The organism is Afipia sp. OHSU_II-C1 (assembly GCF_000497575.1).
GTDB lineage: Bacteria > Pseudomonadota > Alphaproteobacteria > Rhizobiales > Xanthobacteraceae > Afipia.
In genome coordinates, this window is record NZ_APJI01000006.1 from 450,018 (window position 1) to 475,834 (window position 25,817).

The following is a 25,817-nucleotide window of genomic DNA, read 5'->3' on the forward strand; positions in this document are numbered from 1 at the left end:
TCTATTGTTTCTGAAGCCTGGTGATTGTCTTCATTCCACCTGTTTCGGTGATGGAGTAATTCACCTTGTCGCCGGCGTGCACGGCATCCAGCCATGATCGGTCCTGCGCCCTGAATTCTTCCGCAGCACCGCCGGTGCTCGATCCAACGGTGCCGCTTTCGTCCCGTCGAATCGCAACCGTGCCCCTGGTCCGGTCAATCTTTGTGATCATTCCTGTGTAGGTTTGTTGGGCCAAGGCTGCCGAGCTGATGACGGTGAGGAGCACCGTACCAGCCAAAACGATGTTTGCGATTTTCATGGCAGTCTCCGGTTTTCAGGATATGCCGGACAAGCCATGGTGGCCCGATTGGTTCCTCAAGGCATGCGAGACAAATGGTCCCGCTGCGAGCCATTTGTGCACCTGCGACCGTGGAGGTTTTCCACGACGCGTGACTGCCTTCCTTGAACACACGCAAAATCAATCAAGCCACAGAACCAGAGTGACTGCGGAGCCCTGCCGGCGTTGACCGGGCTGCTCGGCCCTGCCATCATAAATGGCTTGAGCGAGCGCCACCTCCTGCAAGGGACGACCGATTGGCGAGGACGCTATGGGCGACAAACCGTTTCTGGGAATGGCGCGCGCTCAACAGCATGGAAAAGGATTGGCCGGACACACTGATTGGGAGACGCCTTCAGGCCTTCGAGTTCTGGCGCGACCACCTGCAGCCCCAGGGCTACGGCCTGAAGGCGATGATCCTAGACTGACCAGAGGGCTTTCCGGGAGACGTCGGGCTTTTCGTGACCTGGGGCGACACCACGCACTGACAGCCAGCGGGGACTGAAACATGAAGCAGGCCGCCAGGAAGAAACGCAACACCGACGTCCCGGCGCTCAAGCGCAAGGACTACGAACAGAAGCTCCGCAAACTGCACATTGAACTCGTCAAGCTTCAGGAATGGGTGAAGCGCGAGGGCAAAAAGATATGTGTGGTGTTCGAGGGGCGAGACGGCGCTGGCAAGGGGGGTGTCATCAAGGCCATCACCGAAAGAGTCAGTCCGCGCGTTTTCCGCGTCGTTGCCCTCGCCGCCCCGACGGAACGCGAGAAGTCACAGATGTATGTTCAGCGATACATGCAGCACTTTCCCGCAGGAGGAGAAATCGTGATCTTCGACCGCAGCTGGTACAATCGCGCCGGGGTCGAACGAGTCATGGGCTTTTGTACGCCGGATCAGGTCAAGCGTTTCCTGAAAGTGGTCCCTCTGGTCGAAAAGGCCATGGTCGAATCCGGAATTGTACTTCTCAAGTACTGGCTCGAGGTCAGCCCGGAGGAACAGACCAACCGGCTCACCGCGCGGATCGACGACAGGCGAAAGATCTGGAAACTGACCCAGATGGACCTGGATTCCTACAAGCGATGGGACGACTACACGCGGGCGCGAGACGAGATGTTCAAGGCGACCAACTCCGCGTGGGCGCCATGGTTCATCGCCCGATCCGACAACAAAAGGCAGGCGCGGCTCAATATCATAGCGCACCTGCTCTCGCGTATTCCCTACAAGAAAGTGCCGCGAGGGAACGTCAGATTGCCGAAACGCAAGATCGCGCGCGGCAGGCCGCTGAGCGCCTCGCTGAAATTCGTTCCGGAAGCACGATGAAGGCAGGCGCTCCCGTCGCGCCGGCGATACAGGTTTTCGCCGAGGCCGTTTCCAGCCTCGGCGAATTGTGCCGCCGTTTGGTGCGCCGCTTACTCCGCGGCTTCCGCCGATTCCAGCGCGGGATAATCGACATAGCCGACATCGCTGCCGCCATAGAACGTCGCGCGGTTGTAGGGATTGAGCGCAGCGCCAAGTTGCAGACGGCGCGGCAAGTCCGGATTGGCGATGAAGTGCCGCCCGAAGGCAACGGCGTCGCCCTGCCCGGCGCGGATCGCCGCATCGGCCGACGGGCCGATGAAGCCGCCGGCGAGGATCAGGGTGCCGGGCCAGAACGGACGCAGATCGTTGATCGCAAGCGGCGCTCCGGCTTCGCCGGCATCGGTGTTGCGGGATTCGATCAGGTGAACGTAGGCGAGATTGAGCGGAGCAAGCCGGGTCAGAACATGGCTGTAGAGTCCGATCGGGTCCGCCTCGCCGGCATCGTTGACCACGCCGAAGGGTGACAACCGGACGCCGACGCGATCTCCGCCCCAGATCTCGACCAGTGCCGTCATCACCTCCATCAGCAAACGGGAGCGGTTTTCAACCGAGCCGCCGTAAGCGTCCGTGCGCTGGTTGGTCTTGCTGTGGAGGAACTGCTCGATCAGATAGCCGTTCGCACCGTGCAGCTCGACGCCGTCAAATCCGGCAGCCAGTGCGTTCCGCGCGCCTTCACGATAGGCTTCAACGATCGCCGGAATTTCTCCGATATCGAGCGCCCGCGGCGTCTCGAATGGCACCATCTGGAACGACGGCGTGAACGCCTTGCCTGCCGGAGCAATCGCCGACGGCGCGACAGGCTGCACGCCATCCGGCTGGAAGCTCGGATGGGAAATGCGGCCGGTGTGCCAGAGCTGCAGAAAGATCACGCCGCCCTTGGCGTGGACCGCGTCGGTGATCTTCTTCCATCCAGCGATCTGTTCGGCGGAGTGAACGCCCGGCGTTGCCGGATAACCCTGTCCATAGGGCGTGACCTGCGAAGCCTCGGCAATGATCAATCCCCCGGACGATGCGCGCTGCGAATAATACTCGACGGCGAGATCTGTCGGCACATTGCCGGTCGAGCGCATGCGCGTGAGCGGCGCCATCACGACGCGATGCGCGAGTGTGTAGCGGCCAAGCTTGAGCGGGGCGAACAGGTGCGCGGAACTCATGGATTATCCCTCTGGGTTGAGAACGGGCAGAAGCCGCCTGGCACGCGCCGCTCTGGTTTAATTTTGAAACCAGATGACAGCATGATGCAGATGGTTTAAGTTTGCAACCGGTATTTGGATTGGCCCCGCCCGGCGGAGCCGCAGACAAGGAATGCAGTGAAAGGCAAACGCACCAGCCTTGACGGCACAGCCTGCGCCATTGCGCGGTCGCTCGGCGTGATCGGCGACTGGTGGTCGCTCCTGATCATCCGCGATGCGCTGGCTGGCAAGCGGCGCTTCGGTGAGTTTCAGAAAAGCCTCGGGATGGCGAAGAACATCCTGTCTGCCCGGCTGCAAAAGCTTGTCGAGCACGACATCCTTGCCACCGCTCCGGCATCGGACGGCACGGCCTACAAGGAATATGTCCTCACCCGGAAGGGAAAGAAGCTTTACGTCGTCCTGATTGCGCTCTGGCAATGGGGCGAAGAATTCTGCTTCGCGCCGGGCGAACTCACCCACGACATGGTCGACAAGGATACGCAGAAGCCGTTCCAGCCGCTTGAACTCAAGGCGCGAGACGGCCGCGTGCTCGGACCGGCGGATATGCGGGCCTTGCCACGGACCCCCTCAAGGACAAGACGCCGCGCTGCATCAAGCCGGTAATACAGCCCCCCACATCCCGGCAGGCAGCGCGTCCGCCGGGATATGCGAACGTTCACGATGCTGCGCTCGGGAAACGATAATCCTTGAACCGGTCGCGCAGCGTCATCTTGTGGATCTTGCCGGTTGCCGTATGCGGAATGTCATCCACGAAGGCGACGTCCTCCGGCATCCACCACTTGGCGATCCTGCCGTCCATGAAACCAAGGATGTCGTCGCGGGTCGCCGCGTTGTCCTGCTTGAGACGCACGATCAGGAGCGGACGCTCGTTCCACTTCGGATGATGAACGCCGATGACGGCAGCCTCCGCAACGGCGGGATGCCCTGCGGCGAGATTCTCCAGATCGATCGATGAGATCCATTCGCCGCCGGACTTGATCACATCCTTCGAGCGGTCGGTGATCCGCATGTAGCCGTGCCGGTCGATGGTGGCGACGTCGCCGGTGTCGAAATATCCCTCCTCGTCGAGGATATCCGTATCGACGCGGTAATAGGCCTTCGACACCGCCGGCCCGCTGACTTTGAGCCGTCCGAATGTCTTGCCGTCCCACGGCAACGCTTGTCCGTCATCGTCGGTGATTTTCATCTGGACGCCGAACGGCGGAAAGCCCTGGGTCTGCAGGATATCGAGCCGCTCTTCGCCCGTGAGGCCTGTGAACGGCGGCTTCAGCGCAGCCACCGTGCCGAGCGGCGACATTTCCGTCATGCCCCATCCATGGCGCACCCGAATGCCCATATCGACAAACGACTTGATCATGGAGCGCGGCATCGCGGAGCCGCCGCACGCCACCGTTTTCAGATCGGGAAGCTTCAATCCTTCGGCAGCGATATAATTGAGAAGCATCTGCCACACCGTCGGAACGCCCACGGTGAATGTGACTTTCTCGCTCGAGAGCAGTTCGTAGACCGAGGCGCCGTCGAGCTTCGCGCCAGGCATCACCAGTTTGGCGCCCATCGATGGCGCAGAAAACGCAGCGCCCCAGCTGTTGGCGTGAAACATCGGCACCACCGGCATGACGGTATCGGCGGCGCCGGTGCCGAGCGAGTCGCCCGCATTGGCGATCAGCGCGTGCAAGACGTTGGAGCGGTGCGAATAGAGCACGCCTTTCGGATTGCCCGTAGTGCCGGAGGTGTAGCACATCGCCGCCGCGGTGTTCTCGTCGAACGTCTTCCAGGCAAAGTCGCCGTCGACCGTGCCGATCCATTCTTCATAACAAATCGCATTCTTCAGTTTGGTGTCCGGCATGTGCGCGCGGTCGGTATAGACGATGTAGCGTTCGACCGTCGGCAGCATCGGCGCGATGGCTTCGAGCAGCGGCACGAAGGTGAGATCGATCATCACCACCCGGTCGCCGGCGTGATTCAGGATCCATGCAATCTGCTCCGGAAACAGGCGAGGATTCACCGTGTGGCAGATGGCGCCGATGCCCATGATGCCGTACCAGGATTCCAGATGCCGCCAGGTGTTCCAGCCGAGTGTGGCGACGCGGTCACCGATCCTGATCCCGTCCCTGTCCAATCGCTGCGCGACCTTCAGCGCGCGGGCGCGTATCTGGCGATAGTTGGTGCGGTGGATCGGTCCCTCGACTGAACGCGTCACGACTTCACTGTCGCCGTGGATGGCGGCGGCGTGATCGATGATCCGATTGCACAGCAGCGGCCAGTCCTGCATCAAACCAAGCATAAGAAACTCCCCGATGTTCTTTCGCGCACGAGCTCACGCCCATGCCCCTTGGAGACGAGATCGTCCCGAGGCGCACCTGCCGCGTGTTCCGCGCTTTGCGATGATGTTGAAGAAAAAGAGCCGACGACACTCCGTCGGCGAAGTGGCCAGGCCTGAGACAACCCCGGCGCTAGTTTCTGCTGGCGCTCAAGCCGGCACGGGTGAAGGCGTCAACCCGTTGCGTGCCATTCACATAAACATCCTTGCGGGTCACTTCGCCGGCGGGATTCACGGTGAACACGTCGAGCATCTCGATCTTGGCCGTGAACGGCTTGCCGCCCGTATCAGTGAGATCGACAACCATCAGCCATTCGAAAACCCAGAAATCGGAGCCGTAAAGCAGCCGCCCTTCTTCAAACCGGAATTCGAGCCTGTCGAACAACTCAACGCAGTGCTGCCGGAGGGCTTCACGGCCACGGATCGGCCCCGCCCCGTCATGCACCCAGAAGATGGTGTCCTCGGAATGAAGCGACGCGATCAGATCCGGATTCCGGGTCTTCCATCCCACATGATAACGCTCGAACAACGCTTCGGTATCAAGACTCTTTTCAGCAAGCTGCGCTCTCGACATGTTCGTTCTCCCATTGATTTTATTATGGGGGATCATTTACCGACTTTAAGTCGGTAAGTCAAGAGAGCTTCAGAAATGCGGCATCGTGACGCCGTTTGCTTTCGCCTATGTGGTTTTCTGAAGACCGTACAGCATGCTCCTCAGAGTCGCGCAGTAAACGCGCGCGACCTTGACCGGATTGTCGGACGCACCCGTCGCCAGCGCGGCTTCGATAATCGCGCCTGTGACAAGCCGCGCCGCGGAATCGATCTGCTTGCGGGATGCTTTCGGCCCCATGATCTCCACGATCCCGCTGTGAATCGATTCAAAGAAGTGCCGATCGTCCATCTCGCGCCATCGCTGCAAACCCATGACGACCGGCCCGTCCATCAGGATCAGCCGGCGCAGTCCCGGTTCGCTCGCAGCCTTCAGATAAGCGTAGGTGTTCATCGCAACGGTTTCGGGCGTGCGCGGACCCTTGTTGGCTGCAAGCCGCGAATTGAGCTGAGCGGCGAGTTCGGCCTGCGCGCGATCGAGCACCACCTCGAAGATCGACTGCTTGGACGAGAAGTGATGATAGACGCCGCCCTTCGCGATGCCGGCGGCGGCGGCGATGTCATCGATGCTCACGGCCTCGAACCCGCGGCTCATGAAGAGCTTTCGGGCCGCGCTCAGGATTCCATCGATTGTCGCTGCTGATCGTTCTGACTGCCGGGCCATCGTTGTCACGTCCAAACATCTTGAGCCGACAGGGAACTTTCGGCATCGCGAAGTCTTACTTCGTCCGGCGCGAAAACTCACCCTCGTCCTGAAACCATCAACGGCCCAAGAGGTCTGCCACCGCCAAATGCCCGCAATATCAATTGAGTGCATAACGGGTCTGCCCCTGTCTCTCCCGCCCTGTATTCGGCGGCGATCCCCGGCTAGGATGGCCGCTCTTTTCGTTGACGTCAGACTTGCAGGACTGTCCCTTTGATCCGTCTTTATGTTCGCGTTCTTGAACTGCTCGGCAAGGAAGCCCGGCTCGGCTGGTTTCTCGCTGTCGCCAATCTGCTGCTTGCCGTGGCGCAGTTCGCCGAGCCGGTGCTGTTCGGCCGCATCATCGACGTGCTGTCCGGCAAGCCAAGTCCCGACACGCTGTTCGGCGCCATCACATCGCCCTGGCCGCTGCTCGGCGCGTGGGTGGCGTTCGGACTGTTCACGATCATCTGCAGCGCGTTCGTCGCCCTGCAGGCGGACCGCCTCGCGCATCGCCAGCGTCAGGCGGTTCTCACCGGTTATTTCGAACACATCATGCAGCTGCCGCTGACCTTTCACACCGGCACCCATTCCGGCCGCCTGATGAAGGTGATGCTGCAGGGCACCGATGCCTTGTGGCGGCTGTGGCTGAGTTTTTTCCGCGAGCATTTCGCGGCGATCGTCTCGCTGGTCGTGCTGCTGCCGCTGTCGCTCTACATCAACTGGCGGCTCGCGATCCTGCTGTTCGTCCTGTGCGTCGTTTTCACCATCCTGACCACGCTCGTGGTGCGCAAGACCTACGGCCTGCAGATGGAGGTCGAGGAGCATTACGGCGATCTCGCCGCCCGCGCGTCGGACGCGCTCGGCAACGTGGCGCTGGTGCAAAGCTTCGTGCGTGTCGAGGCCGAGGTGCAGGGCCTGCGCGGGGTCGCCGACAAGCTGCTGTCGGCGCAATTGCCGGTGCTGTCATGGTGGGCGCTGGTGGCGGTCATGACCCGCGCCTCCACCACCATCACGATTCTGGCGATTTTCGTGGTCGGCATCATTCTGAACAGTCAGGGTCAGGCCAGCGTCGGCGAGATCGTCATGTTCGTCTCCTTCGCGACCATGCTGATCCAGAAACTCGAACAGGTGGTCAGCTTCATCAACAACGTGTTCATGGAAGCGCCGCGCTTACGCGAATTCTTCGACGTGCTCGACGCGGTGCCTGCCGTGCGCGACCGGCCCGACGCCATCGATCCCGGCCGCCTCACCGGCCTCGTGGAATTCAACGATGTCTCGTTTTCCTATGACGGCAAGCGGCCCGCGATCGAGGACCTGTCGTTCACCGCGCTGCCGGGACAGACCTTCGCGCTGGTCGGCGAAACCGGCGCCGGAAAATCCACTGCGATTGCGCTCCTGCACCGCGCGTTCGATCCGCAATCGGGCTTCATCAAGATCGACGGCATGGACATCCGCGGCATGACGCTCGCGGCGCTGCGCCGGAACATCGGCGTCGTGTTCCAGGAAGCGCTGCTGTTCAATCGCTCCATCGCCGAAAACCTGCGCGTCGGCAAACCCGACGCCACCGACGAGGAATTGCGCGCGGCCGCCGCGGGCGCGCAGGCGCTCGACTTCATCGAGCGCAGCGATCTGAAATTCGAGACCAATGCGGGCGAGCGCGGCCGCATGCTGTCCGGCGGTGAACGCCAGCGCCTGTCGATTGCGCGTGCGTTGCTGAAGAATCCGCCAATCCTGATCCTGGATGAAGCCACCAGCGCGCTCGATGCGGTCACCGAGGCCAAGGTCAACGAAGCTCTCGATACCGTGATGAAAGGCCGCACCACATTCGTGATCGCCCACCGGCTCTCGACCATCCGCAATGCGACGCGGATTCTGGTGTTCGACAAGGGCAAGGTGATCGAAAGCGGAACGTTCGATGAACTGGTGGCCAATGGCGGCTATTTCGCCAGGCTCGCAAGGGCACAGTTCATGGTCCAGGAAGATACCCGTGCCCATTCGCCCGCACTCACCGCAGCCACGACGTCACGGACATAACCCGGGAAGGAACCGGAGCCCTCAAGAAGTGTGGGCATCGCCGAATTTTGGCCCATTTCATGCTTGATTGAGCCTCAAAACCCCTGTTCCGACGGGCGCGCTCCGGTATAAGTAGTGGGCGCATCTGATTTGGCGATTTCGATTGCTCTGAACCCGCATGCAACACGCCGAGGAGACCATGGTTTCATTCGCCGCAGGCGTGCTCTCGAACATCGGAATCCGGTAGTGGCGTTGTTCTCTGCCCTGTTCCGGCTGCCGCCACTGCGATCGTCTGCGCTCATCGCAACGATGCTGCTCGCGGTGATCGCGCCGCGCGTCGCGCAGGCGGAAGCGTTGCTGCTCATCGAGGCCGACACCGGCAAGGTGCTTCAGGCAGAGAACGCGACCTATCCGTGGTATCCCGCATCCGTCACCAAGATCATGACGGCCTATGTTGCGCTCAAGGCGGTCAAGGACGGCCGCATGACGCTCGACACGCTGCTGACCGTGTCACCGACGGCGGCTGCGCAAGCGCCCTCGAAAATGGGCTTCCGGCCCGGTACGCAGGTGACGCTCGATAATGCGCTCAAGATGATGATGGTGAAGTCGGCCAACGACATTGCCGTTGTCATCGCCGAAGGCGTCGGCGGATCAATCGACGGCTTCTCCGCCGAAATGAACAAGACCGCGCAGCGGCTCGGCATGACGCAGACCAGCTACGTCAATCCGAACGGCCTTCCGGCGGAAGGACAAATCACTTCGGCCCGCGACCTCGGCATTCTGGCCCGCGCGATCATCCGCGATCTGCCCGAGTACGAATATTTCATGCACATTCCGGCCATCAAGTTCGGCCGCCGCGTGACCGCGAATTTCAACAAGCTGATCGGCCGTTATCCCGGCGCCGACGGCATGAAGACCGGTTTCATCTGCGCCTCGGGCTTCAACCTTGTCGCGACCGCGACACGCAACAACAAGCGGCTGATCGCCGTGGTGCTCGGCGCACAGTCATCCGCGCAGCGCGCGGCGAAAGCGGCGCAACTGCTCGAACGCGGCTTCGGCGGCAACAAGCTGTCCTGGCTGAAGCCGTCGCTCGGCACCGTCGACGCGCTGGCCCCGATCGACGCTTCGCCGCCGAACCTGCGCGACGAGATGTGCGGACCGAAGCGCAAGCGTCCGGCCGCCGAGAACGAGGAAGACGATCCGGATATTGTGGCGGACAACAACGGCGGCAATGACTCCGGCGTATCGATGTTCACCGCCGGCCTTCAGGGGCCGACCATGAAGGTGTCCGACCTGCTCGCGATGCCCGCGGCCGCGGCAACGCCCGTGATCGTCTATACCGGCCCGGCCCGCACCGGCGCCGCCATTCTGGAGGCCGATGCCGCCGAAGCCGCCAACCAGGCGGCCTCCGTGGCAAAGCGGAAGAAGGGCGCCAAGGCGGCCAAGCTGGCTGCCAAGCCGGAGGCCGAGGCCGCCAAGAAGGACGCAAAACCCGCCGCGAAGCCGGACGCCAAACCGGCGGCAGCGGCCGCAAAGCCGAAGGCCGCTGCGGTGGCTCCTGCCGCCAAACCGGCCGGCGCGCCGAAAGCCGACAAGAAGCCGGACACGGCCGCCAAACCGGCGGCAGCAAAACCTGCAACTGCCAAGCCCGCGGCAGCAAAGCCGGCTGCGGCCAGTTCAGCAGCCAAACCTGCGGCCGCTCCCGCTGCCAAACCGGCGGCCAAGCCTGCCGCCCAGCAAAAGCCAGACGCCGCGCCGCGCGGTTAACGCACTCACCGGGCTGTGATTTGTGCCTTGCGAAATCCGCATACGTGAGCGGGCGCACGCCCGCGTTTAGAGCCCCTAAAGTGCGTCGTTACCACGCACAGGCTTGCTATGGCCTGCGGCTTCGCTCAATACTTATTTCAATACTTGAAACATAGCCCGCGCACCCCGCCACAAGACGGGGGCCGTCAGGAAACAAGCCGAGGGGAGAAATCATGGAACGTATCTGGCTCAAGCAATATCCGGCCGGCGTGCCCGCCGATATCGACGTTAACCAGTATCCGTCGCTGGTGGAATTGCTCGAAGAGAGTTTCAAGAAGTTCGCCGATCGCAAGTCCTTCATCTGCATGGACAAGTCGATCACCTACCGCGACCTCGACGAGATGTCGGCGGCGCTCGGCGCCTACCTGCAGAGCAAGGGCCTGAAGAAGGGCGCACGCGTCGCCATCATGATGCCGAACGTGCTGCAGAATCCCGTCAGCACGGCGGCGGTCCTGCGCGCCGGCTACACCGTGGTGAACGTCAACCCGCTCTACACGCCGCGCGAACTCGAGCACCAGCTCAAGGACTCCGGCGCCGAAGCCATCCTGCTGCTGGAAAACTTCGCCACCACGCTGGAGAAGGTGCTGCCGAACACCAGCGTCAAAACCGTCATCATCGGCTCGATGGGCGACCTGCTCGGCTTCAAGGGCGTCATCGTCAACTTCGTCGTGCGCAACGTGAAGAAGATGGTTCCGGCCTACGCGATCCCGAGCGCGGTGTCGTTCAACGATGCGCTGGCGCAAGGCCGCAAGCTGAAGCTGAACAAGCCGACACTGACCGGCGATGACGTTGCGTTCCTGCAATACACCGGCGGCACCACCGGCGTGTCCAAGGGCGCAACGCTGCTCCACCGCAACATTCTCGCCAACGTGTTGCAGAACGATGCGTGGCTGCAACCCGCGCTCAAGAAGCCGCCGATTGTCGATCAGCTCTTCATCGTCTGCGCGCTGCCGCTCTATCACATCTTCGCGCTGACCGCGTGTTACCTGCTGGCGGTGCGTGCCGGCGGCGTGAACCTCTTGATCCCGAACCCGCGCGACATGGCGGGCTTCGTCAAGGAGCTGTCGAAGTATCAGGTTAACAGCTTCCCGGCGGTGAACACGCTCTACAACGGCCTGCTCAACACGCCCGGCTTTGACAAGCTCGACTTCTCCAAGCTGAAGAGCTGCTTCGGCGGCGGCATGGCGGTGCAGAAGCCGGTGGCCGACAAGTGGACGCAGGTGACCGGCGTGGCGCTGTCGGAAGGTTACGGCCTGTCCGAGACCTCGCCGACGCTGACCTGCAACCCGGCTGACACCGACAAGTTCTCGGGCTCGATCGGCATTCCGGTGCCCTCGACCTGGCTGTCGATCCGCGACGACGACGGCAACGAAGTGCCGCTCGGCGAGCCCGGCGAGATTTGCGCCAAGGGTCCGCAGGTGATGGCGGGCTACTGGAACCGGCCGGAAGAAACCGCGAAGGTGATGACCGCCGACGGCTATTTCCGCACCGGCGATATCGGCATCATGTCGCCGGACGGCTACACCAAGATCGTGGACCGCAAGAAGGACATGATCCTGGTCTCGGGCTTCAACGTCTATCCGAACGAGGTCGAGGAAGTGATCGCGAGCCATCCGGGCGTGCTCGAATGCGCGGTGATCGGCGTTCCGGATGCGAAGTCGACCGAGGCCGTGAAGGCCTTCGTGGTCAAGAAGGATCCAAACCTCACCGCCCAGGACATCATCAAGTTCGCGTCAACCGAGCTCACCGGCTACAAGGTGCCCAAGCACGTGGAGTTCCGGACGGAATTGCCGAAGACCAATGTCGGCAAGATCCTGCGCCGCGAGCTGCGCGACGAGAAGCCGAAGGCGGCGGCGGCCGCGGCAAGCTGAGATCGACTGCCGTCATTGCGAGGAGCGATAGCGACGAAGCAATCCATGTTTGTTAAAGCGTGGATTTCTTCGCTTCGCTCGCAATGACGAAAGATACTTCATGATCTCCTCCCCCTCTGACATCGTCTCCTTCTGGCGCAATGCCGGATACGAGCGCTGGTACGGCAAGGACGATGCGTTCGATCAGGAACTGCGCGACCGCTTCATGGGCACATGGGAAGCGGCACGCGACGGCAAACTCAGCGCATGGCAGGACAGCGACGAGGGCGCGCTGGCGCTGCTGATCGTGCTCGACCAGTTTCCGCGCAACATGTTCCGCAACGATCCGCGCGCCTTCTCGACAGATGCTCTCGCCCGCACCATTGCGTCGCGCGCCGTCGCGGAGGGGCGCGACCAGCGCATCGAAACGGGCTTGCGCGCCTTCATCTATCTGCCGTTCGAGCATTCCGAGGACATGGCCGATCAGGAGCGCAGCATCGAACTGTTCGCGCCGCTCGGCGCAGACAGCCTGAAATGGGCGGTGCTGCACGCCGACATCATCCGCAAGTTCGGCCGCTTCCCTCATCGCAATACGGTACTGGGACGGACCACGACGCCGGAAGAAGCGGCGTTTCTGAAGGACGGCGGCTTTTCAGGCTGACCATCCGGTTACCCGATCCAACCAAATCTTAACGAATCCTTGCTAAGGCGCATCCTGCCGCCCGGTTGGCGGCTCAGGATCGAATGCCGTGGCCATCATGGAAGCTGAGCGCGCGTCTGGAGCGAAACCCGCGGGTGTCATCGCAAGGCTGCGCGACGTGCTCACCGGTACCTCCGAAGCTTCGCTGACCAAGCGCCTCGCCGGCACTGTCTTCCTCATTCGCGTGCTGAGCGCCGGCCTCGCCTATTTCTCGCAGGTGCTGCTCGCCCGCTGGATGGGCGGCTCGGACTACGGCATCTATGTCTATGTCTGGACCTGGGTTCTGCTGCTCGGCAGCGTGCTGGACTTTGGCATCGCGGTGTCCGCGCAGAAGATCATTCCCGAATATCGCGCCAGCGGACAGCTCGCATTGCTGCGCGGATTCCTGTCAGGCAGCCGCTGGATGACGCTGGCGGCCTCCACCACCGTCGCGCTGTTGCTTGGGGGACTGGTGAAAATCCTGTCGCCCTGGATCGATGCGCATACCCAGATCCCGCTCTACATCGGCTGTCTTATCCTGCCCGCCTTCGTCGTCGCCAACACACAGGACGGTCTCGCGCGCTCCTACGACTGGATGCGGCTCGGCCTGATGCCGCAGTTCATCATACGGCAGACGCTGATTATCGGATTCACCGCAGGCGCAGTCGCGCTCGGCATGAAACTCAACGCGACCGATGCGATGATCGCCAGCGCCGCAGCGGTGTGGATCGCGATGATCGGCCAGTTGATCGTTCTCAACCGACGCCTGACTGCCAGCGTCGAGGCCGGACCGAAGGCCTATGAGGTCCGGAGTTGGCTGAAGGTGTCGCTGCCGATCATGATGGTCGAAGGCTTCTACCTGCTGCTGTCCTACACCGACGTGCTGGTGCTGCAGCAGTTCCGCTCATCGGAGGAAGTCGGCGTCTACTTCGCGGTGGTGAAGACTCTCGCGCTGGTGTCGTTCATTCACTACGCAATGTCCGCGACCACGGCCCACCGTTTCAGCGAGTATCACGCATCCGGCGACAAGGAACGCCTGTCGGCCTATATCGCCCATGCGATCAAGTGGACCTTCTGGCCGTCGCTCGCGGCGACCGCAGTTCTGCTGGCGCTCGGCAAGCCGCTGCTCTGGCTGTTCGGACCGCAGTTCACCGCCGGCTACGGCATCATGTTCGTCGCCGCCATCGGCCTGATCGTACGTTCCGCCATCGGTCCGGTGGAACGGCTGCTCAACATGCTGGGGCACCAGAACATGTGCGCGCTGGCCTACGCGCTGGCGTTCCTGGTCAATCTCGTGCTGTGCGTCTTGCTGGTGCCGCGCTTCGGCGGTTACGGCGCTGCCGCCGCAACCTCCATCGCACTGGTGTTCGAGACGGTCCTGCTGTTCTGGATCACCAGAAACCGCCTCGGCTTTCACGTTCTCGCGTTCGGGAAGAAGGCGCTCTCAACATAACCGTCATTCCGGGACGCGCTCTTCGCGCGGTCCCGGAATCTCGATCAGTCTGACATCAGAACTTATAGCATCTGGATTCCGGGCTCGCTCGCTATGCTCGCGCCCCGGAACGACGGCGATAATTACTCCGCCGTCCAGCCGCCATCGATCGACAGGTTCGCGCCGGTGATCTGCGCCGCAGCGTCGCTGGTGAGAAACAGCGCCAGCGCCGCAACCTGATCGACGGTGACGAACTCCTTGGTCGGCTGGGCGTCGAGCAGAACGTCGTTGATGACCTGCTCCTTGGTCAATCCGCGCGCCTTCATGGTGTCGGGAATCTGCTTTTCCACCAGCGGCGTCCAGACATAGCCCGGCGAAATACAGTTGGCCGTGATCTTGTGGGTCGCCACTTCCAGCGCCACGGTCTTGGTCAGGCCGACGATGCCGTGCTTGGCGGAGACATAGGCCGACTTGAACGGCGAAGCGACCAGCGAGTGCGCCGACGCGGTGTTGATGATGCGGCCCCAGCCGCGCTTCTTCATGCCGGGCACCGCGGCGCGAATGGCGTGGAACGCCGACGACAAATTGATCGCGATGATCATGTCCCATTTCTCGATGGGAAAATCCTCGATCGGCGAGACGAACTGGACGCCCGCGTTATTGACCAGAATGTCCACCGAGCCGAACGTCTTTTCGCCAAGCGCGATCATTTCGGCGATTTCCGCGGGCTTGGTCATGTCGGCGGGCGAATGAACCGCCTTGACGCCGAACTCCTTCTCGATGGCCGAGCGCTCTTTCTCGATGTCGGCCGGCACACCGAAGCCGTTGATCACGATATTCGCGCCCGCGCTGGCAAAGGCGCGCGCATATGCGAGGCCGATGCCGCTGGTCGAACCCGTCACCACTGCCGTCTTGCCGGAAAGAGTACCCATTTATTCGCTCCTGTTTACCGCTTGATGTATTGCAAACCGTTCTCGCAAAGATCGTAAGTCACCATGGTCTCGCCGGATTGCGGCCGGTTCAGCCATTCCGGATGAGACATGGAGGTGTAGACGTCGCGCTCGCCCGCCGCCCAGTGCTCGACCATTCCGATCCGCGAGAAATCGTAATCCTTCGACGAGGCTTCATGCGTCTTGCTGCGATAGATCAGGTGAACCACCGTCACGGTGTTCTCCTTCGCCGCCTCATTGAGCGTGGCGACCAGCGGGTCGTCCTTGAAACTCTCCGGCAGCTTGGCGATCAGTTCGCGCACGGCCTTCTTGGCATCGTGAACCTTCTTGGCCTTGTCGGTGTTCATGCGCGTTCGGCTGGAATACCGGATGTCCTTTTCACGCTCGGCCGCCTCGACCAGTGACTGCGGCAACGGCCCGCGCGCGCTGAACAGATCGACCTGAAAAATCAGGAGATCGGTCTTGGTCTCGGCATCCAGCACATAGTCCAGCGGCGTGTTGGAGGCGATGCCGCCGTCCCAGTAATGCTCGCCCTCGATTTCGATGGGCGGGAAACCCGGCGGCAACGCGCCGGAGGCCATGATGTGCTCCGGCCCGATTTTCTTGCCGCGTTTCTTGAACTCGTGATTGTCGAAGTATTCGAAATTCCCCGTCCTGATATTGACCGCACCGACACTCAGGCGCACGCCGTCACTGTTGATGCGATCGAAATCCACCAGCCGCTCCAGCGTTCCGCGCAGCGGCGTGGTGTCGTAATAGCTCTGCGACTGCGGGCTGCCCGGCGGCCAGACCGGCGCCGGCGGAAAACGCGGCGTGAAAAAGCCCGGCACGCCGAAGGTCGCGATCAGCGCGGCGCTGGTTTCGTTGAACACCGAGCGCACATGATCGCTCTGCACGAGCGGAGCCCAGGGCATCGGCGAACCCGACGACACCAGTTCCCAGAACTCCTTGAGCTTTCCGACCCGTTTTTCTCTCGGATTGCCGGCAATGATCGCAGCGTTGATCGCACCGATCGAAATACCCGCAATCCATTTCGGCTCGAAATCGTGATGACAGAGCGCCTGATAGGCCCCGGCCTGATAGGAGCCAAGCGCGCCCCCGCCTTGCAGGACCAGCACGCGCTGCGCCTCTGCGGGGATCGATACGGCTGTCTCTCTGTGGGGGGAAAGCTGATCCATAGGCCATCACTCGACGACACCGGCAGGGAACCGATGTTGCAGCACGGTGGCCCCAGTTCGCAGCCGCGTCAATCGGCGAAAATGCGAGGAACGTCACAGAAGTTTTATCTGGCTGCCTATCTGGAATCCGGCGCGGCCAGGATCAATGTCCAGAACACCTTGTATTTGGTGTTCGGGACATAAGTCGCCGCAATGCCCATTTTTGTGACACCGCTGGCCAGCATGTTGGCCTTGTGCGGCGGCGAGTCGCGCCATCCCGAGAAGGCTTCCGCGAGGGTGTGATAGCCGGCCGAGACGTTTTCGACCGCCTTGGTGGCGTCGAAACCCGAGGCCTTGATGCGCTTGTCGAGCGGTCCCGCCACGTTGTGATCGAGTTTGTTGCGGGCGCCCATGGCGTTCGACTGCGCCTCGGCGGCCTTCATCAGCAGGGGATCGACCTGAACCGCGCCGAGGCCGTTGTTCTGCCGGTAGCCGGAGATCATCGAGGCCGCGACGTTGGGATCGAGCTTCGCACCGGCATTGGCCATGCTGAGATAGAACGCCGGCTGCTCGGTGGACGGTTCGCCGCCCGTTCCGCAGCCGCTCAGGATCGTCAGCGCCAGAATGGCCCCCGCCACGCGTATCATATGCTTCCCCAACCAATGGTCGGCACTTGTTGCACACCAACCGTGGCTGAAAGGTGAACGCGGCGTTGATTAGGGGAACCTGCCATTCCGGCGACAGTCCCAACGGTCATTGCGAGCGAAGCGAAGCAATCCATTCTTGGGAAAGCTGGATTGCTTCGTCGCTTGCGCTCCTCGCAATGACGGAAAAGAGCGATCAGGAGGCGGCCGGGAACAGCCGGTAGCGGCGCGGCTGCAGGCTGACCACATCGCCGGGCTTGAGGTCGCGGTCGCGCGGCGCATCGATCTCGATCAGGGTCTCGTTGGCGCCGTTATGCAGCACCACGTCCGCCCGCTGGGTCGGGCCGAACGCACGCACATACTTGACGTCACCCTCAAGGATGCCGCTGCCGTTCGGCACGATCGACACGTCATGGCGACGGATAAAGAGGTTCGACGGGCCGGACGCGGCGTCGCGCGGCTCGAGGTTCAGCACCTTGTCGCCGAGGCGGACCTTGCCGTCCGACACCTGCACCGGCAGCACGATGGATTCACCGATGAAGCCGTGCACGAAGGCGGTGGCCGGATTGTCGTAAACGTCACCGGGCGTGCCGATCTGCTCGATCTTGCCCTTGTCCATCACCACCACGCGGTTGGCGACTTCCAGCGCCTCTTCCTGATCGTGGGTGACGAAAATCGAGGTGACGTGAATCTCGTCATGGAGCTGGCGCAGCCAGCGGCGCAGTTCCTTGCGCACCTTGGCATCGAGCGCGCCGAACGGTTCGTCGAGCAGCAGGATGCGCGGCTCGATGGCGAGCGCACGCGCCAGCGCGATGCGCTGCCGCTGACCGCCGGACAACTGGCTCGGATAGCGGTCCGCCAGCCAGTCGAGCTGCACCAGATCGAGCAACTCCTTTACGCGCTTCTTGATGTGCGCCTCGTCCTTGCGGACCGATCGCGGCTGCACGCGAAGACCGAACGCGACGTTCTCGAACACGCTCATGTGGCGGAACAGCGCGTAGTGCTGGAATACGAAACCGACATGACGCTCGCCGGCGCCGCGCGACAGCGCATCCTCGCCGTCGAAGATCACCGAGCCTTCATCCGGCCAGTCGAGACCCGCGATGATACGCAGCAACGAGGTCTTGCCCGATCCCGACGGCCCGAGCAGCGCCACCAGCTCGCCGGTGGCAACCTTGAGATCGACATGATCGAGTGCGGCAAAGGTGCCGAACTTCTTCACGATGTTGCGGACTTCAATCGTCACTTGCGGTCTGTCCTTCTTCGAGATGGCTTTCGAGGACCGTTTTCACGATCAGCGTGACGAGCGCCAGGAATGCGAGCAGCGAGGCGATCGCGAACGAAGCCACAAACTGGTACTCATTGTACAGGATTTCGACGAGCAGCGGCATGGTGTTGGTCTCGCCGCGGATATGGCCCGAGACCACCGAAACCGCGCCGAATTCGCCCATGGCGCGGGCATTGCAGAGCAAAACGCCGTAAAGGATGCCCCATTTGATGTTGGGGATGGTGACCCGCAGGAAGGTGCGCAGGCCGGATGCGCCGAGCGAAATCGCCGCCTCCTCCTCCTGGGTTCCCTGCTCCTGCATCAGCGGGATCAGTTCGCGCGCCACGAACGGAAACGTCACGAAGGTCGTCGCCAGCGCGATGCCGGGCACCGCGAACAGGATCTGGACGCCATGCGCCATCAGCCAGGTGCCGAAGTAGCCCTGCGCGCCGAACAGCAATACGAACACCAGACCCGAGATCACCGGACTGACGGAAAACGGAAGATCGATCAGGGTGATCAGGAACACCTTGCCGGGAAATTCGAACTTCGCGATGGCCCAGGCCGCGATCACGCCGAACACGAGGTTCAGTCCCACCGAGATGACGGCGACGGTCAGCGTCAGCCTGATCGCCGACAGCGCTTCAGGATCGGACAGCGCAGCGAGATAAGCGCCGATGCCTTTCGAGAACGCTTCGGTGAACACCACGACCAGCGGCAGCACCACAAAGATCGTCAGGAAGCCGACGGCAATGGTGATGAGAAACCAGCGCACCCAAGCGGGCTCGGTTCTGACCTGATACGCGGGCGCGATGCGTTGTTTGGTGGCCATGACGCCGCTCAGACCGAAACCGCGACGCCGCGCGTTTGCGCCCAGCGTTGAATGCGGTTGATGGTGAAGATAATCAGGAACGAGACAACCAGCATGATCACAGCGATCGCCGTCGCATCCGCGTAACGAAACTCCGACAGCCGGATCACGATCAGGAGCGGCGCGATTTCCGAGACGTTCGGCAGGTTGCCGGCGATGAAGATGACCGAGCCGTATTCTCCAACGGCGCGAGCGAACGCGAGCGCGAAGCCGGTGAGAATCGCCGGCGTCAGGCTTGGCAGGATCACACGCCGGATAATGTCCCAGCGCGACGCGCCGAGACTTGCGGCGGCTTCCTCGACCTCGACTTCAAGATCGAGCAGCACCGGCTGCACCGTGCGCACCACGAACGGAAAACCAATGAAGATCATCGCCACGAAAATGCCGATCGGCGTGAAGGCGACTTTAATGCCCCACTCCGCCAGTGGCGCACCGAGCCAGCCCTTCTGCGCGAACAGCGCCGTCAGCGCCACGCCGGCAACAGCCGTCGGCAGCGCGAACGGGACATCGACAATGGCATCGAAGATACGGCGGCCGGGAAACCTGTAACGCACCAGCACCCAGACGATGACCATGCCCATCACGAGATTGACGAGCGCGGCAAGGAACGCGAGGCCGAACGAAATCTTCAGCGCGTTGAGCGTGCGCCGGGCGGTGAGAATGTCCCAGAACTGAAGCAGGCTCAGTTCGGAGGTTTTGAGGAAAAGACCCGCGAGCGGAATCAGCACAATGATCGACAGCCATGTCAGCGTCAGCCCCATGGTGAGGCCAAAACCCGGCAATGCCCGTCGTCGTCCTGCTCCTCCGCTCACGATGCCCCCATCACTCCGCGATCAGATCAGTTCTTGTAGATCTGATCGAAAACACCGCCTTCACCGAAGTGCTCCTTTTGCGCCTTGGTCCAACCGCCGAACACGTCGTCGATCGTAAAAAGGTCAACCTTTGCAAAGGCGTCCGCATATTTCTCGCCGACCGCTGCGTCGCGCGGGCGATAGAAATTGCGCGCCGCAATTTCCTGGCCTTCCTTGGTGTACCAGTATTTCAGGTAGGCTTCAGCAGCGGCGCGGGTGCCCTTCTTGTCAGCAACCGTGTCCACCACCGCGATCGGCGGTTCGGCCAGGATCGACAGCGGCGGCGCCACGATCTCGAACTTGTCCTTGCCGAATTCCTTCACCGCGAGGAACGCCTCGTTCTCCCACGCCAGCAGCACGTCGCCGACGCCGCGCTCCACGAACGTCACCGTCGAGCCGCGCGCGCCGGTATCGAGCACCGGCACGTTCTTGAAGATATCGCCGACGAATTTCTTGGCCTTGTCCTCGGAGCCGTACTTCTTCAGCGCGTAACCCCACGCCGCGAGATAATTCCAGCGCGCGCCACCGGAGGTCTTCGGGTTCGGCGTGATGACCTGCACGCCGCTCTTGATCAGATCGTCCCAGTCCTTGATGCCCTTCGGATTGCCCTTGCGCACGAGGAACACGATGGTCGAGGTGTACGGCGACGAATTCTGCGGCAGGCTCTTCTGCCAGTCCTTCTTCAGCAGCCCCTTGCCCGCGATCGCATCGATGTCATAGGCGAGCGCCAGCGTCACCACATCGGCCTGCAAACCGTCGATCACCGAACGGGCCTGCGATCCCGAGCCGCCATGCGACTGCTTGATCTCGATGCTCTTGCCGGTGTCCTTCTGATACGCAGCAGCGAACGCCTTGTTGAAATCACCATAGAGCTCGCGCGTCGGATCGTACGACACATTGAGCAGCGACACATCCGCAGCAAGCGCCGAGCCTGCCCAGACCAGACTTCCGATCAGCAGAAGACGGCTAATCACTGAATTGGGGCGAACCATTTCAAACTCCATTCGAACTGACGACATCATCGCCATCAGGGAAGGCGTGAAACTCTGGAACTCGCGTGGTTATGTCAACGAAACCGGATTTCATTCTTAGCAAGGATGCTGGACAAACGTTCCAAGAAATCGCGATTTTCAAGAAGGCAAAATTTTACGAAGTTTTGGTGACGTGAATCCCGCACTCCGTCTTGCCTCGGTCGCGCCAGCGGCCCGCGCGCGGATCCTCGCCGGGAAGCGTTCGGCTGGTGCAAGGCATACACCCGATCGAGGTGAAGCCGGATGCGACCAAAGGATGCGGCGGCAGATTCATTGTTGAATACAGCGCTTTCAGTTCATCCAGCGTCGCATTCGCAAGAGGATTGAACTTCAGCCGCGCACCGTCGGCCTCGACCACCGGAATTGCGGCGCGGTCGCCGCCCTGGAACCGCTTGCGGCCATTGATCCAGCCATCGAACGACGACAGCGCACGCGCCAGCGGCTCGACCTTGCGGATGAAGCAGCACTGATCGGGGTTTGAGAACCACAGATCGCGATCCTTGTCCTCGCGATCAAGCGTCTCCGTCAGCGGATGAATCGTGCGCACATCGGTCAGCCCAAGCAGCTTCGTAAGCGTATCGCGATAGGCCAGCGTTTCCTCGAACAGCCAGCCGGTGTCGAGAAACACGACCGGGATCGCCGGATCGACATCCGCTGCGATCTTCAGCAGCGCCGCCGACTCGGTGCCGAATGACGACACCACCGCCAGCTTGTCGCGGCCGACAGCCTTGATGGCAGCCGTGATGATCTCTCCCGGCGACGCCTTGGCGAGCGCGCGGTCGAGTTCGGCCGCTTCGGCAACGATCCGCGATGACGACGGCGTCGCGGATGACGGCGACAGGAAGGACGGTGTAGCAACGGTCATGAGCGTACTCCTTCCGGCAGATGCATCAGCCGGCGATGAAACGCCGTGACGCGGCCGTCGCCAGTCGGCTGATAGAACACCGAGTAACGCTTCGCGACGATTGCAAAGGCCTCGGCATCGCTCTGCTTCTTCACTTCAAACGCATCGAACCCGGCGCGCAGCATGAACACGAACTGATCGCGCAGCACCTGACCGGTGGCGCGCAGCTCGCCGCGAAACTTGTAACGCTCCCGCAGCAGGCGCGCCTGCGTGTAGGCGCGGCCGTCCCGGAACACCGGAAACACCAGCGCCACCGCCGCCAGTCTGCCGAGATATGGCAAGAGATCGTCGACGTCGCGGTTGTTCGGCCAGATCACGCCAGTCTTGCCGCTGCGCGACAGCGCGGCTTCCGGATCTTTCAGGAAGCGCTCGGCGGGAACCAGCACCGCGCCGCCGGCGGGAAGTTCCGCGTCGTCGGCAAGATGCACGAATTCGTCGGTGACGATGGCGTTGCCCTTAACGAGTGGCATAGACCCGCTCCTTGAAAGGCTCGACGCCAAGACGCTTCACCGCATCGACGAACAGCTCCTGGGGCCGCTGGCGCAGCGCCAGATAGGCTTCGACAATGTCCTCAATCACATCGGCCACCTGATCGAACGGCACCGCAGGCCCCACGAGGTTGCCGAGCACGGCATTCTCGTCGGCGCGGCCGCCGATGGTGATCTGGTAGAATTCCTCGCCGTTCTTCTCGACGCCGAGAATGCCGATATGGCCGACATGGTGATGACCGCAGGCATTGATGCAGCCGGAGATATTGACGTGCAGCCGGCCTATCAGGTTCGCCGTGTCGTGGTTGGCGAACCGACGGGTGATCTCCTGTGCGATCGGAATCGAACGGGCGTTGGCGAGCGAGCAGTAATCGAGACCGGGGCAGGCAATGATATCGGTGACGAGATTCACGTTCGGCGTCGCGACGCCGATCTTGTCGAGCGCACGCCACAGCGCCGGCAGATCGCGCCTGGCGACATGCGGCAGCGCCAGATTCTGCTCGTGACCGACCCGGATTTCGCCGAACGAATATTTGTCGGCGAGATCGGCGATCTCATCGAGCTGCTCGGCGGTCGCATCGCCCGGAGGGCCGCCCACCGGCTTCAATGACAGCGTGACGATGCCGTAACCGGGCTGCTTGTGCTCAGCGACGGAGTTCTTGTACCACGCCTCGAAATTCGGATTTTGCAGCGCCTTTTTCAGCTCGTCCGGCGTGTCCGAAAGCTTTTCGTACTTCGGATAGAAGAAGCGCGAGCGGATGTCCTCGATCTCGGCCTCGTCGAGCGCCAGCGCGCCGTCGCGCATCTGCACCCACTCCTCCTCGACCTCCCGCTTGAATTTCTCGATGCCAAGCTCGTGGACCAGGATCTTGATGCGCGCCTTGTAGATATTGTCGCGGCGGCCGTACTGGTTGTAGACGCGCAGAATCGCCTCGACATAGCTCAGGATGTCGCGGTGGCTGACGAATTCATTGATGGTCTTGCCGATGAACGGCGTGCGGCCCAGACCGCCACCGACCAGCACCTCGAAGCCGGTCTCGCCGGCGGCATTCCTGTGAATGCGCAGGCCGATGTCGTGAACCTTGATGGCGGCGCGATCGTGTTCGCTTGCGGTGATGGCGAACTTGAACTTGCGCGGCAGGAACGAGAACTCCGGATGCAGCGTCGAATACTGCCGCAGGATTTCCGCCCAGATGCGCGGGTCTTCGACTTCGCCCGGCGCCACGCCCGCCCACTGGTCGGAGGTCACGTTGCGAATGCAGTTGCCCGAGGTCTGCATGCCGTGAATGCCGACCTCGGCGAGATCCGCCAGCGCGTCGGGCAATTCGGCGAGCTTGATCCAGTTGTACTGGATATTCTGCCGGGTGGTGAAATGGCCGTAGCCGCGGTCATACTTGCGCGCGACATGCGCCAGCGCGCGCATCTGCTTCGACGACAGGGTCCCGTACGGGATCGCGATCCGCAGCATGTAGGCGTGCAGTTGCAGATAGACGCCGTTCATCAGGCGCAACGACTTGAATTCGTCTTCCGTCAGTTCGCCGGACAGACGGCGCGCCACCTGGTCACGGAATTCCAGGACGCGTTCGTTGACGATGGTCCGGTCGAGTTCGTCGTAAGCGTACATAACGATTGCCTTGAAGGGTCGCGGCTCAGGCCGAAACGAGAAGATCGATGGTGACGCCTTGCTGGCGGATTTTCTCGCGCAGATTGCCCGGCTGGATGCCATCCTCGCCGATTTCCACCGGCGCGATGTAGGCGCCCACCGCGCCGACATCGTCGGCGACCGATTCAGCGAGCAGGGCGCGCGCATCATCTGCGTTCCGGACGATGGCGGCGTCGGACAGCCTGACCGACCAGCCATGAGAAACGGTGCGATAGATCACGGCTCCATCGCCGGTGCGGTTGGCGGTGACGATGGACGGGCCGTTGATTTTGATTTTCTGTTGCAGAGGTGAGGTCATTCGGCAGCCATTAATAGGTCAGAGATGAGGTCATCCGGGTTCGCATTGCGCCACGGGGCGGATCGAGCGACGACGTCGCCGATAATCAGGATTGCGGGACCACGCTCGACCTGTTCGGCGAGCGCAGGCAGATCGCGAAGCTTGCCGACCACGGCCTTGGCGTCCGGCCGCGTCGCGCGCGCGAACACACCCACCGGCGTTTCGGGCGAGCGTCCAGCAGCCAGCAGGCCTTCGCGAATGGTCGGTGCGGCCGTCATGCCCATGTAGACCACGACGGTCATCTTGGTGTCGGTCAGCGCGGACCAGTCGACGTTGCCGGCGTCCTCCGCCTTGTGGGCGGTAAGGAACGTGATGCGCAGCGCCTCCTGGCGATAGGTGAGCGGCACTTCGGACTGGGCTGCGGCGCCCAGACCGGCTGTGATGCCGGGAATAACAGAGTAAGCCACACCTGCCGCGCGCAGCGCCGCGATCTCTTCGCCGCCGCGCCCGAAGATAAAGGGATCGCCGCCCTTGAGACGCACAGCTCGCTTGCCGGACTGCGCCGCTTCGATGAGCAGGCGATGGATCTTGTCCTGTCCGATGCCGGGCTTGCCAACACGGCGGCCCACCGGCACCCGCGCGGCGTCGCGGCGCACACGATCGAGAATCTCGGGCGTCACCAGATCGTCGTAGAACACCACGTCGGCATCCTGCAGCGCGCGCAGCGCCTTGACCGTCAGCAGATCCGGATCGCCCGGCCCCGCGCCGACCAGCGTGACAAAACCTTCGCCGCCGCTCGCCGCGAATGCCACCGGATCATGAATCGAGATCAGCTTGCGCTCGGCGTCCTGCGTGCGTCCCGCAAGCACGTCCGCCCCGATCGGCCCGTCGATCACGCGCTCCCAGAACAGCCGGCGCATGGCGAGATCGGGGAGCCGCGACTTGATCGAGTCACGCCAGCGTCCGGCAAACGACGCGAGATCGCCGATGCGCGCAGGCAGCAGCGCCTCGATACGCTCGCGCACACGGCGCGCGACCACAGGCGATGTACCGCCGGTGCCGACGGCGACGACAACGTCACCGCGATCGACGATGGCCGGGACAATGAATGTAGAATGCGCGGCTTCATCCATCACATTGACGGGAATGCCGAGGACGCGTGCGCGCGCCGCCATGGCGTGACCGGTATCACCGGCGCCTGCGCAGAGAATGGCAATGACATGGGAAAGATCGGCGGCGAGCGGATCGCCGTCGGCGCGCTCAATGCGCTCGGCCGACGCAGCATCAAGCCGCGAGACATCATGATGGCCGTCGGTCGCGTACCAGCGCACGCGTGCATCCGCCGCCAGCAGCAGGCGTAATTTTGCCTGTGCAGGCTCGCCTTCCCCCACCAGAACGATGGGACCGGCTTGCAGATCAAGGAATACCGGCAGAAACCGCATGCGAAACTCCGC

General features: G+C 62.3%; 25 protein-coding genes. 8 read left to right on the forward strand and 17 right to left on the reverse strand.

What is annotated here, in order from left to right:
- Position 1 precedes the first annotated feature (1 nt).
- Positions 2-298, reverse strand: coding sequence for a copper-binding protein (locus I554_RS0107405; RefSeq protein ID WP_024576888.1), 297 nt, complete (start codon positions 296-298; stop codon positions 2-4).
- A 275-nt stretch (positions 299-573) separates the two neighbouring features.
- Here I554_RS0107405 and I554_RS27215 point away from each other — a divergent pair, with 275 nt between their 5' ends.
- Both I554_RS27215 and ppk2 read left to right on the forward strand, forming a co-directional pair.
- Complete coding sequence (locus I554_RS27215; protein ID WP_155848262.1) at positions 574-744, forward strand: hypothetical protein; 171 nt, start codon at positions 574-576, stop codon at positions 742-744.
- Positions 745-824: 80 nt separating this feature from the next.
- Entirely contained in the window at positions 825-1,634 is an 810-nt protein-coding gene (gene ppk2, locus I554_RS0107415) for a polyphosphate kinase 2 (protein ID WP_024576889.1), read from the forward strand.
- Between the two features lie 89 nt (positions 1,635-1,723).
- On the opposite strand, the gene I554_RS0107420 is transcribed toward ppk2, so the two are convergent.
- Positions 1,724-2,827, reverse strand: a complete 1,104-nt coding sequence (locus tag I554_RS0107420) for an alkene reductase (RefSeq protein WP_024576890.1) — start codon at positions 2,825-2,827, stop codon at positions 1,724-1,726.
- Between the two features lie 156 nt (positions 2,828-2,983).
- On the opposite strand from I554_RS0107420, the gene I554_RS0107425 reads away from it, so the two are divergent.
- Entirely contained in the window at positions 2,984-3,469 is a 486-nt protein-coding gene (locus I554_RS0107425) for a helix-turn-helix domain-containing protein (protein WP_024576891.1), read from the forward strand.
- A 52-nt stretch (positions 3,470-3,521) separates the two neighbouring features.
- Here I554_RS0107425 and I554_RS0107430 read toward each other — a convergent pair whose 3' ends face one another.
- The 3 genes from I554_RS0107430 to I554_RS0107440 form a co-directional block, all read right to left on the reverse strand.
- Positions 3,522-5,150 carry a fatty-acid--CoA ligase gene (locus I554_RS0107430; RefSeq protein ID WP_024576892.1) on the reverse strand — a complete coding sequence of 543 codons (1,629 nt, stop codon included), beginning with the start codon at positions 5,148-5,150 and terminating at the stop codon, positions 3,522-3,524.
- Positions 5,151-5,319: 169 nt separating this feature from the next.
- Complete coding sequence (locus tag I554_RS0107435; protein ID WP_024576893.1) at positions 5,320-5,760, reverse strand: nuclear transport factor 2 family protein; 441 nt, start codon at positions 5,758-5,760, stop codon at positions 5,320-5,322.
- A 105-nt stretch (positions 5,761-5,865) separates the two neighbouring features.
- On the reverse strand, positions 5,866-6,612 hold the full coding sequence (locus I554_RS0107440; RefSeq protein WP_081710745.1) for a TetR/AcrR family transcriptional regulator: 747 nt from the start codon (positions 6,610-6,612) through the stop codon (positions 5,866-5,868).
- 99 nt (positions 6,613-6,711) lie between these two features.
- Between I554_RS0107440 and I554_RS0107445 the strand changes: the two genes are divergently transcribed.
- From I554_RS0107445 to I554_RS0107465, 5 genes are all read left to right on the forward strand, one after another.
- On the forward strand, positions 6,712-8,514 hold the full coding sequence (locus I554_RS0107445; protein WP_024576895.1) for a glucan ABC transporter ATP-binding protein/ permease: 1,803 nt from the start codon (positions 6,712-6,714) through the stop codon (positions 8,512-8,514).
- A gap of 288 nt (positions 8,515-8,802) precedes the next feature.
- Complete coding sequence (locus I554_RS0107450) at positions 8,803-10,260, forward strand: D-alanyl-D-alanine carboxypeptidase family protein (RefSeq protein WP_051358617.1); 1,458 nt, start codon at positions 8,803-8,805, stop codon at positions 10,258-10,260.
- A 212-nt stretch (positions 10,261-10,472) separates the two neighbouring features.
- The gene (locus I554_RS0107455) at positions 10,473-12,170 is read left to right on the forward strand and encodes a long-chain fatty acid--CoA ligase (protein WP_024576897.1); all 1,698 of its coding nucleotides are present in this window, start codon (positions 10,473-10,475) and stop codon (positions 12,168-12,170) included.
- A gap of 100 nt (positions 12,171-12,270) precedes the next feature.
- A complete protein-coding gene (locus I554_RS0107460; RefSeq protein WP_024576898.1) occupies positions 12,271-12,810 on the forward strand; it encodes a DUF924 family protein in 540 nt (179 codons plus the stop codon).
- Positions 12,811-12,907: 97 nt separating this feature from the next.
- Entirely contained in the window at positions 12,908-14,281 is a 1,374-nt protein-coding gene (locus tag I554_RS0107465; protein WP_192817753.1) for a polysaccharide biosynthesis C-terminal domain-containing protein, read from the forward strand.
- A gap of 122 nt (positions 14,282-14,403) precedes the next feature.
- Here the strand turns inward: I554_RS0107465 and I554_RS0107470 are convergent, their stop codons facing one another.
- The 12 genes from I554_RS0107470 to cysG form a co-directional block, all read right to left on the reverse strand.
- Entirely contained in the window at positions 14,404-15,192 is a 789-nt protein-coding gene (locus I554_RS0107470; protein ID WP_024576900.1) for a 3-hydroxybutyrate dehydrogenase, read from the reverse strand.
- A 14-nt stretch (positions 15,193-15,206) separates the two neighbouring features.
- Positions 15,207-16,388 (reverse strand): patatin-like phospholipase family protein, encoded by a 1,182-nt coding sequence (locus I554_RS0107475; RefSeq protein WP_024576901.1) that lies wholly within the window; start codon positions 16,386-16,388, stop codon positions 15,207-15,209.
- Positions 16,389-16,504: 116 nt separating this feature from the next.
- Positions 16,505-17,014 (reverse strand): CAP domain-containing protein, encoded by a 510-nt coding sequence (locus I554_RS0107480; RefSeq protein ID WP_024576902.1) that lies wholly within the window; start codon positions 17,012-17,014, stop codon positions 16,505-16,507.
- A 193-nt stretch (positions 17,015-17,207) separates the two neighbouring features.
- Positions 17,208-18,257: a sulfate ABC transporter ATP-binding protein gene (locus I554_RS0107485; protein ID WP_024576903.1), complete on the reverse strand. Its 1,050-nt coding sequence runs from the start codon at positions 18,255-18,257 to the stop codon at positions 17,208-17,210.
- Positions 18,247-19,110: a sulfate ABC transporter permease subunit CysW gene (cysW, locus tag I554_RS0107490; protein ID WP_024576904.1), complete on the reverse strand. Its 864-nt coding sequence runs from the start codon at positions 19,108-19,110 to the stop codon at positions 18,247-18,249. The genes I554_RS0107485 and cysW overlap by 11 nt, the downstream gene beginning before the upstream one ends.
- An 8-nt stretch (positions 19,111-19,118) precedes the next feature.
- A complete protein-coding gene (cysT, locus tag I554_RS0107495) occupies positions 19,119-19,961 on the reverse strand; it encodes a sulfate ABC transporter permease subunit CysT (RefSeq protein ID WP_024576905.1) in 843 nt (280 codons plus the stop codon).
- 26 nt (positions 19,962-19,987) lie between these two features.
- On the reverse strand, positions 19,988-20,992 hold the full coding sequence (locus I554_RS0107500) for a sulfate ABC transporter substrate-binding protein (protein WP_051358618.1): 1,005 nt from the start codon (positions 20,990-20,992) through the stop codon (positions 19,988-19,990).
- A 154-nt stretch (positions 20,993-21,146) separates the two neighbouring features.
- Positions 21,147-21,896, reverse strand: a complete 750-nt coding sequence (locus I554_RS0107505; RefSeq protein WP_024576907.1) for a phosphoadenylyl-sulfate reductase — start codon at positions 21,894-21,896, stop codon at positions 21,147-21,149.
- Positions 21,893-22,405, reverse strand: a complete 513-nt coding sequence (locus I554_RS0107510; protein WP_024576908.1) for a DUF934 domain-containing protein — start codon at positions 22,403-22,405, stop codon at positions 21,893-21,895. The genes I554_RS0107505 and I554_RS0107510 overlap by 4 nt, the downstream gene beginning before the upstream one ends.
- Positions 22,392-24,047, reverse strand: a complete 1,656-nt coding sequence (locus tag I554_RS0107515) for a nitrite/sulfite reductase (protein ID WP_024576909.1) — start codon at positions 24,045-24,047, stop codon at positions 22,392-22,394. The genes I554_RS0107510 and I554_RS0107515 overlap by 14 nt, the downstream gene beginning before the upstream one ends.
- A 25-nt stretch (positions 24,048-24,072) precedes the next feature.
- A complete protein-coding gene (locus I554_RS0107520) occupies positions 24,073-24,384 on the reverse strand; it encodes a DUF2849 domain-containing protein (protein ID WP_024576910.1) in 312 nt (103 codons plus the stop codon).
- Positions 24,381-25,805 carry a siroheme synthase CysG gene (gene cysG, locus I554_RS0107525; protein WP_024576911.1) on the reverse strand — a complete coding sequence of 475 codons (1,425 nt, stop codon included), beginning with the start codon at positions 25,803-25,805 and terminating at the stop codon, positions 24,381-24,383. The genes I554_RS0107520 and cysG overlap by 4 nt, the downstream gene beginning before the upstream one ends.
- Between the last annotated feature and the right edge of the window lie 12 nt (positions 25,806-25,817).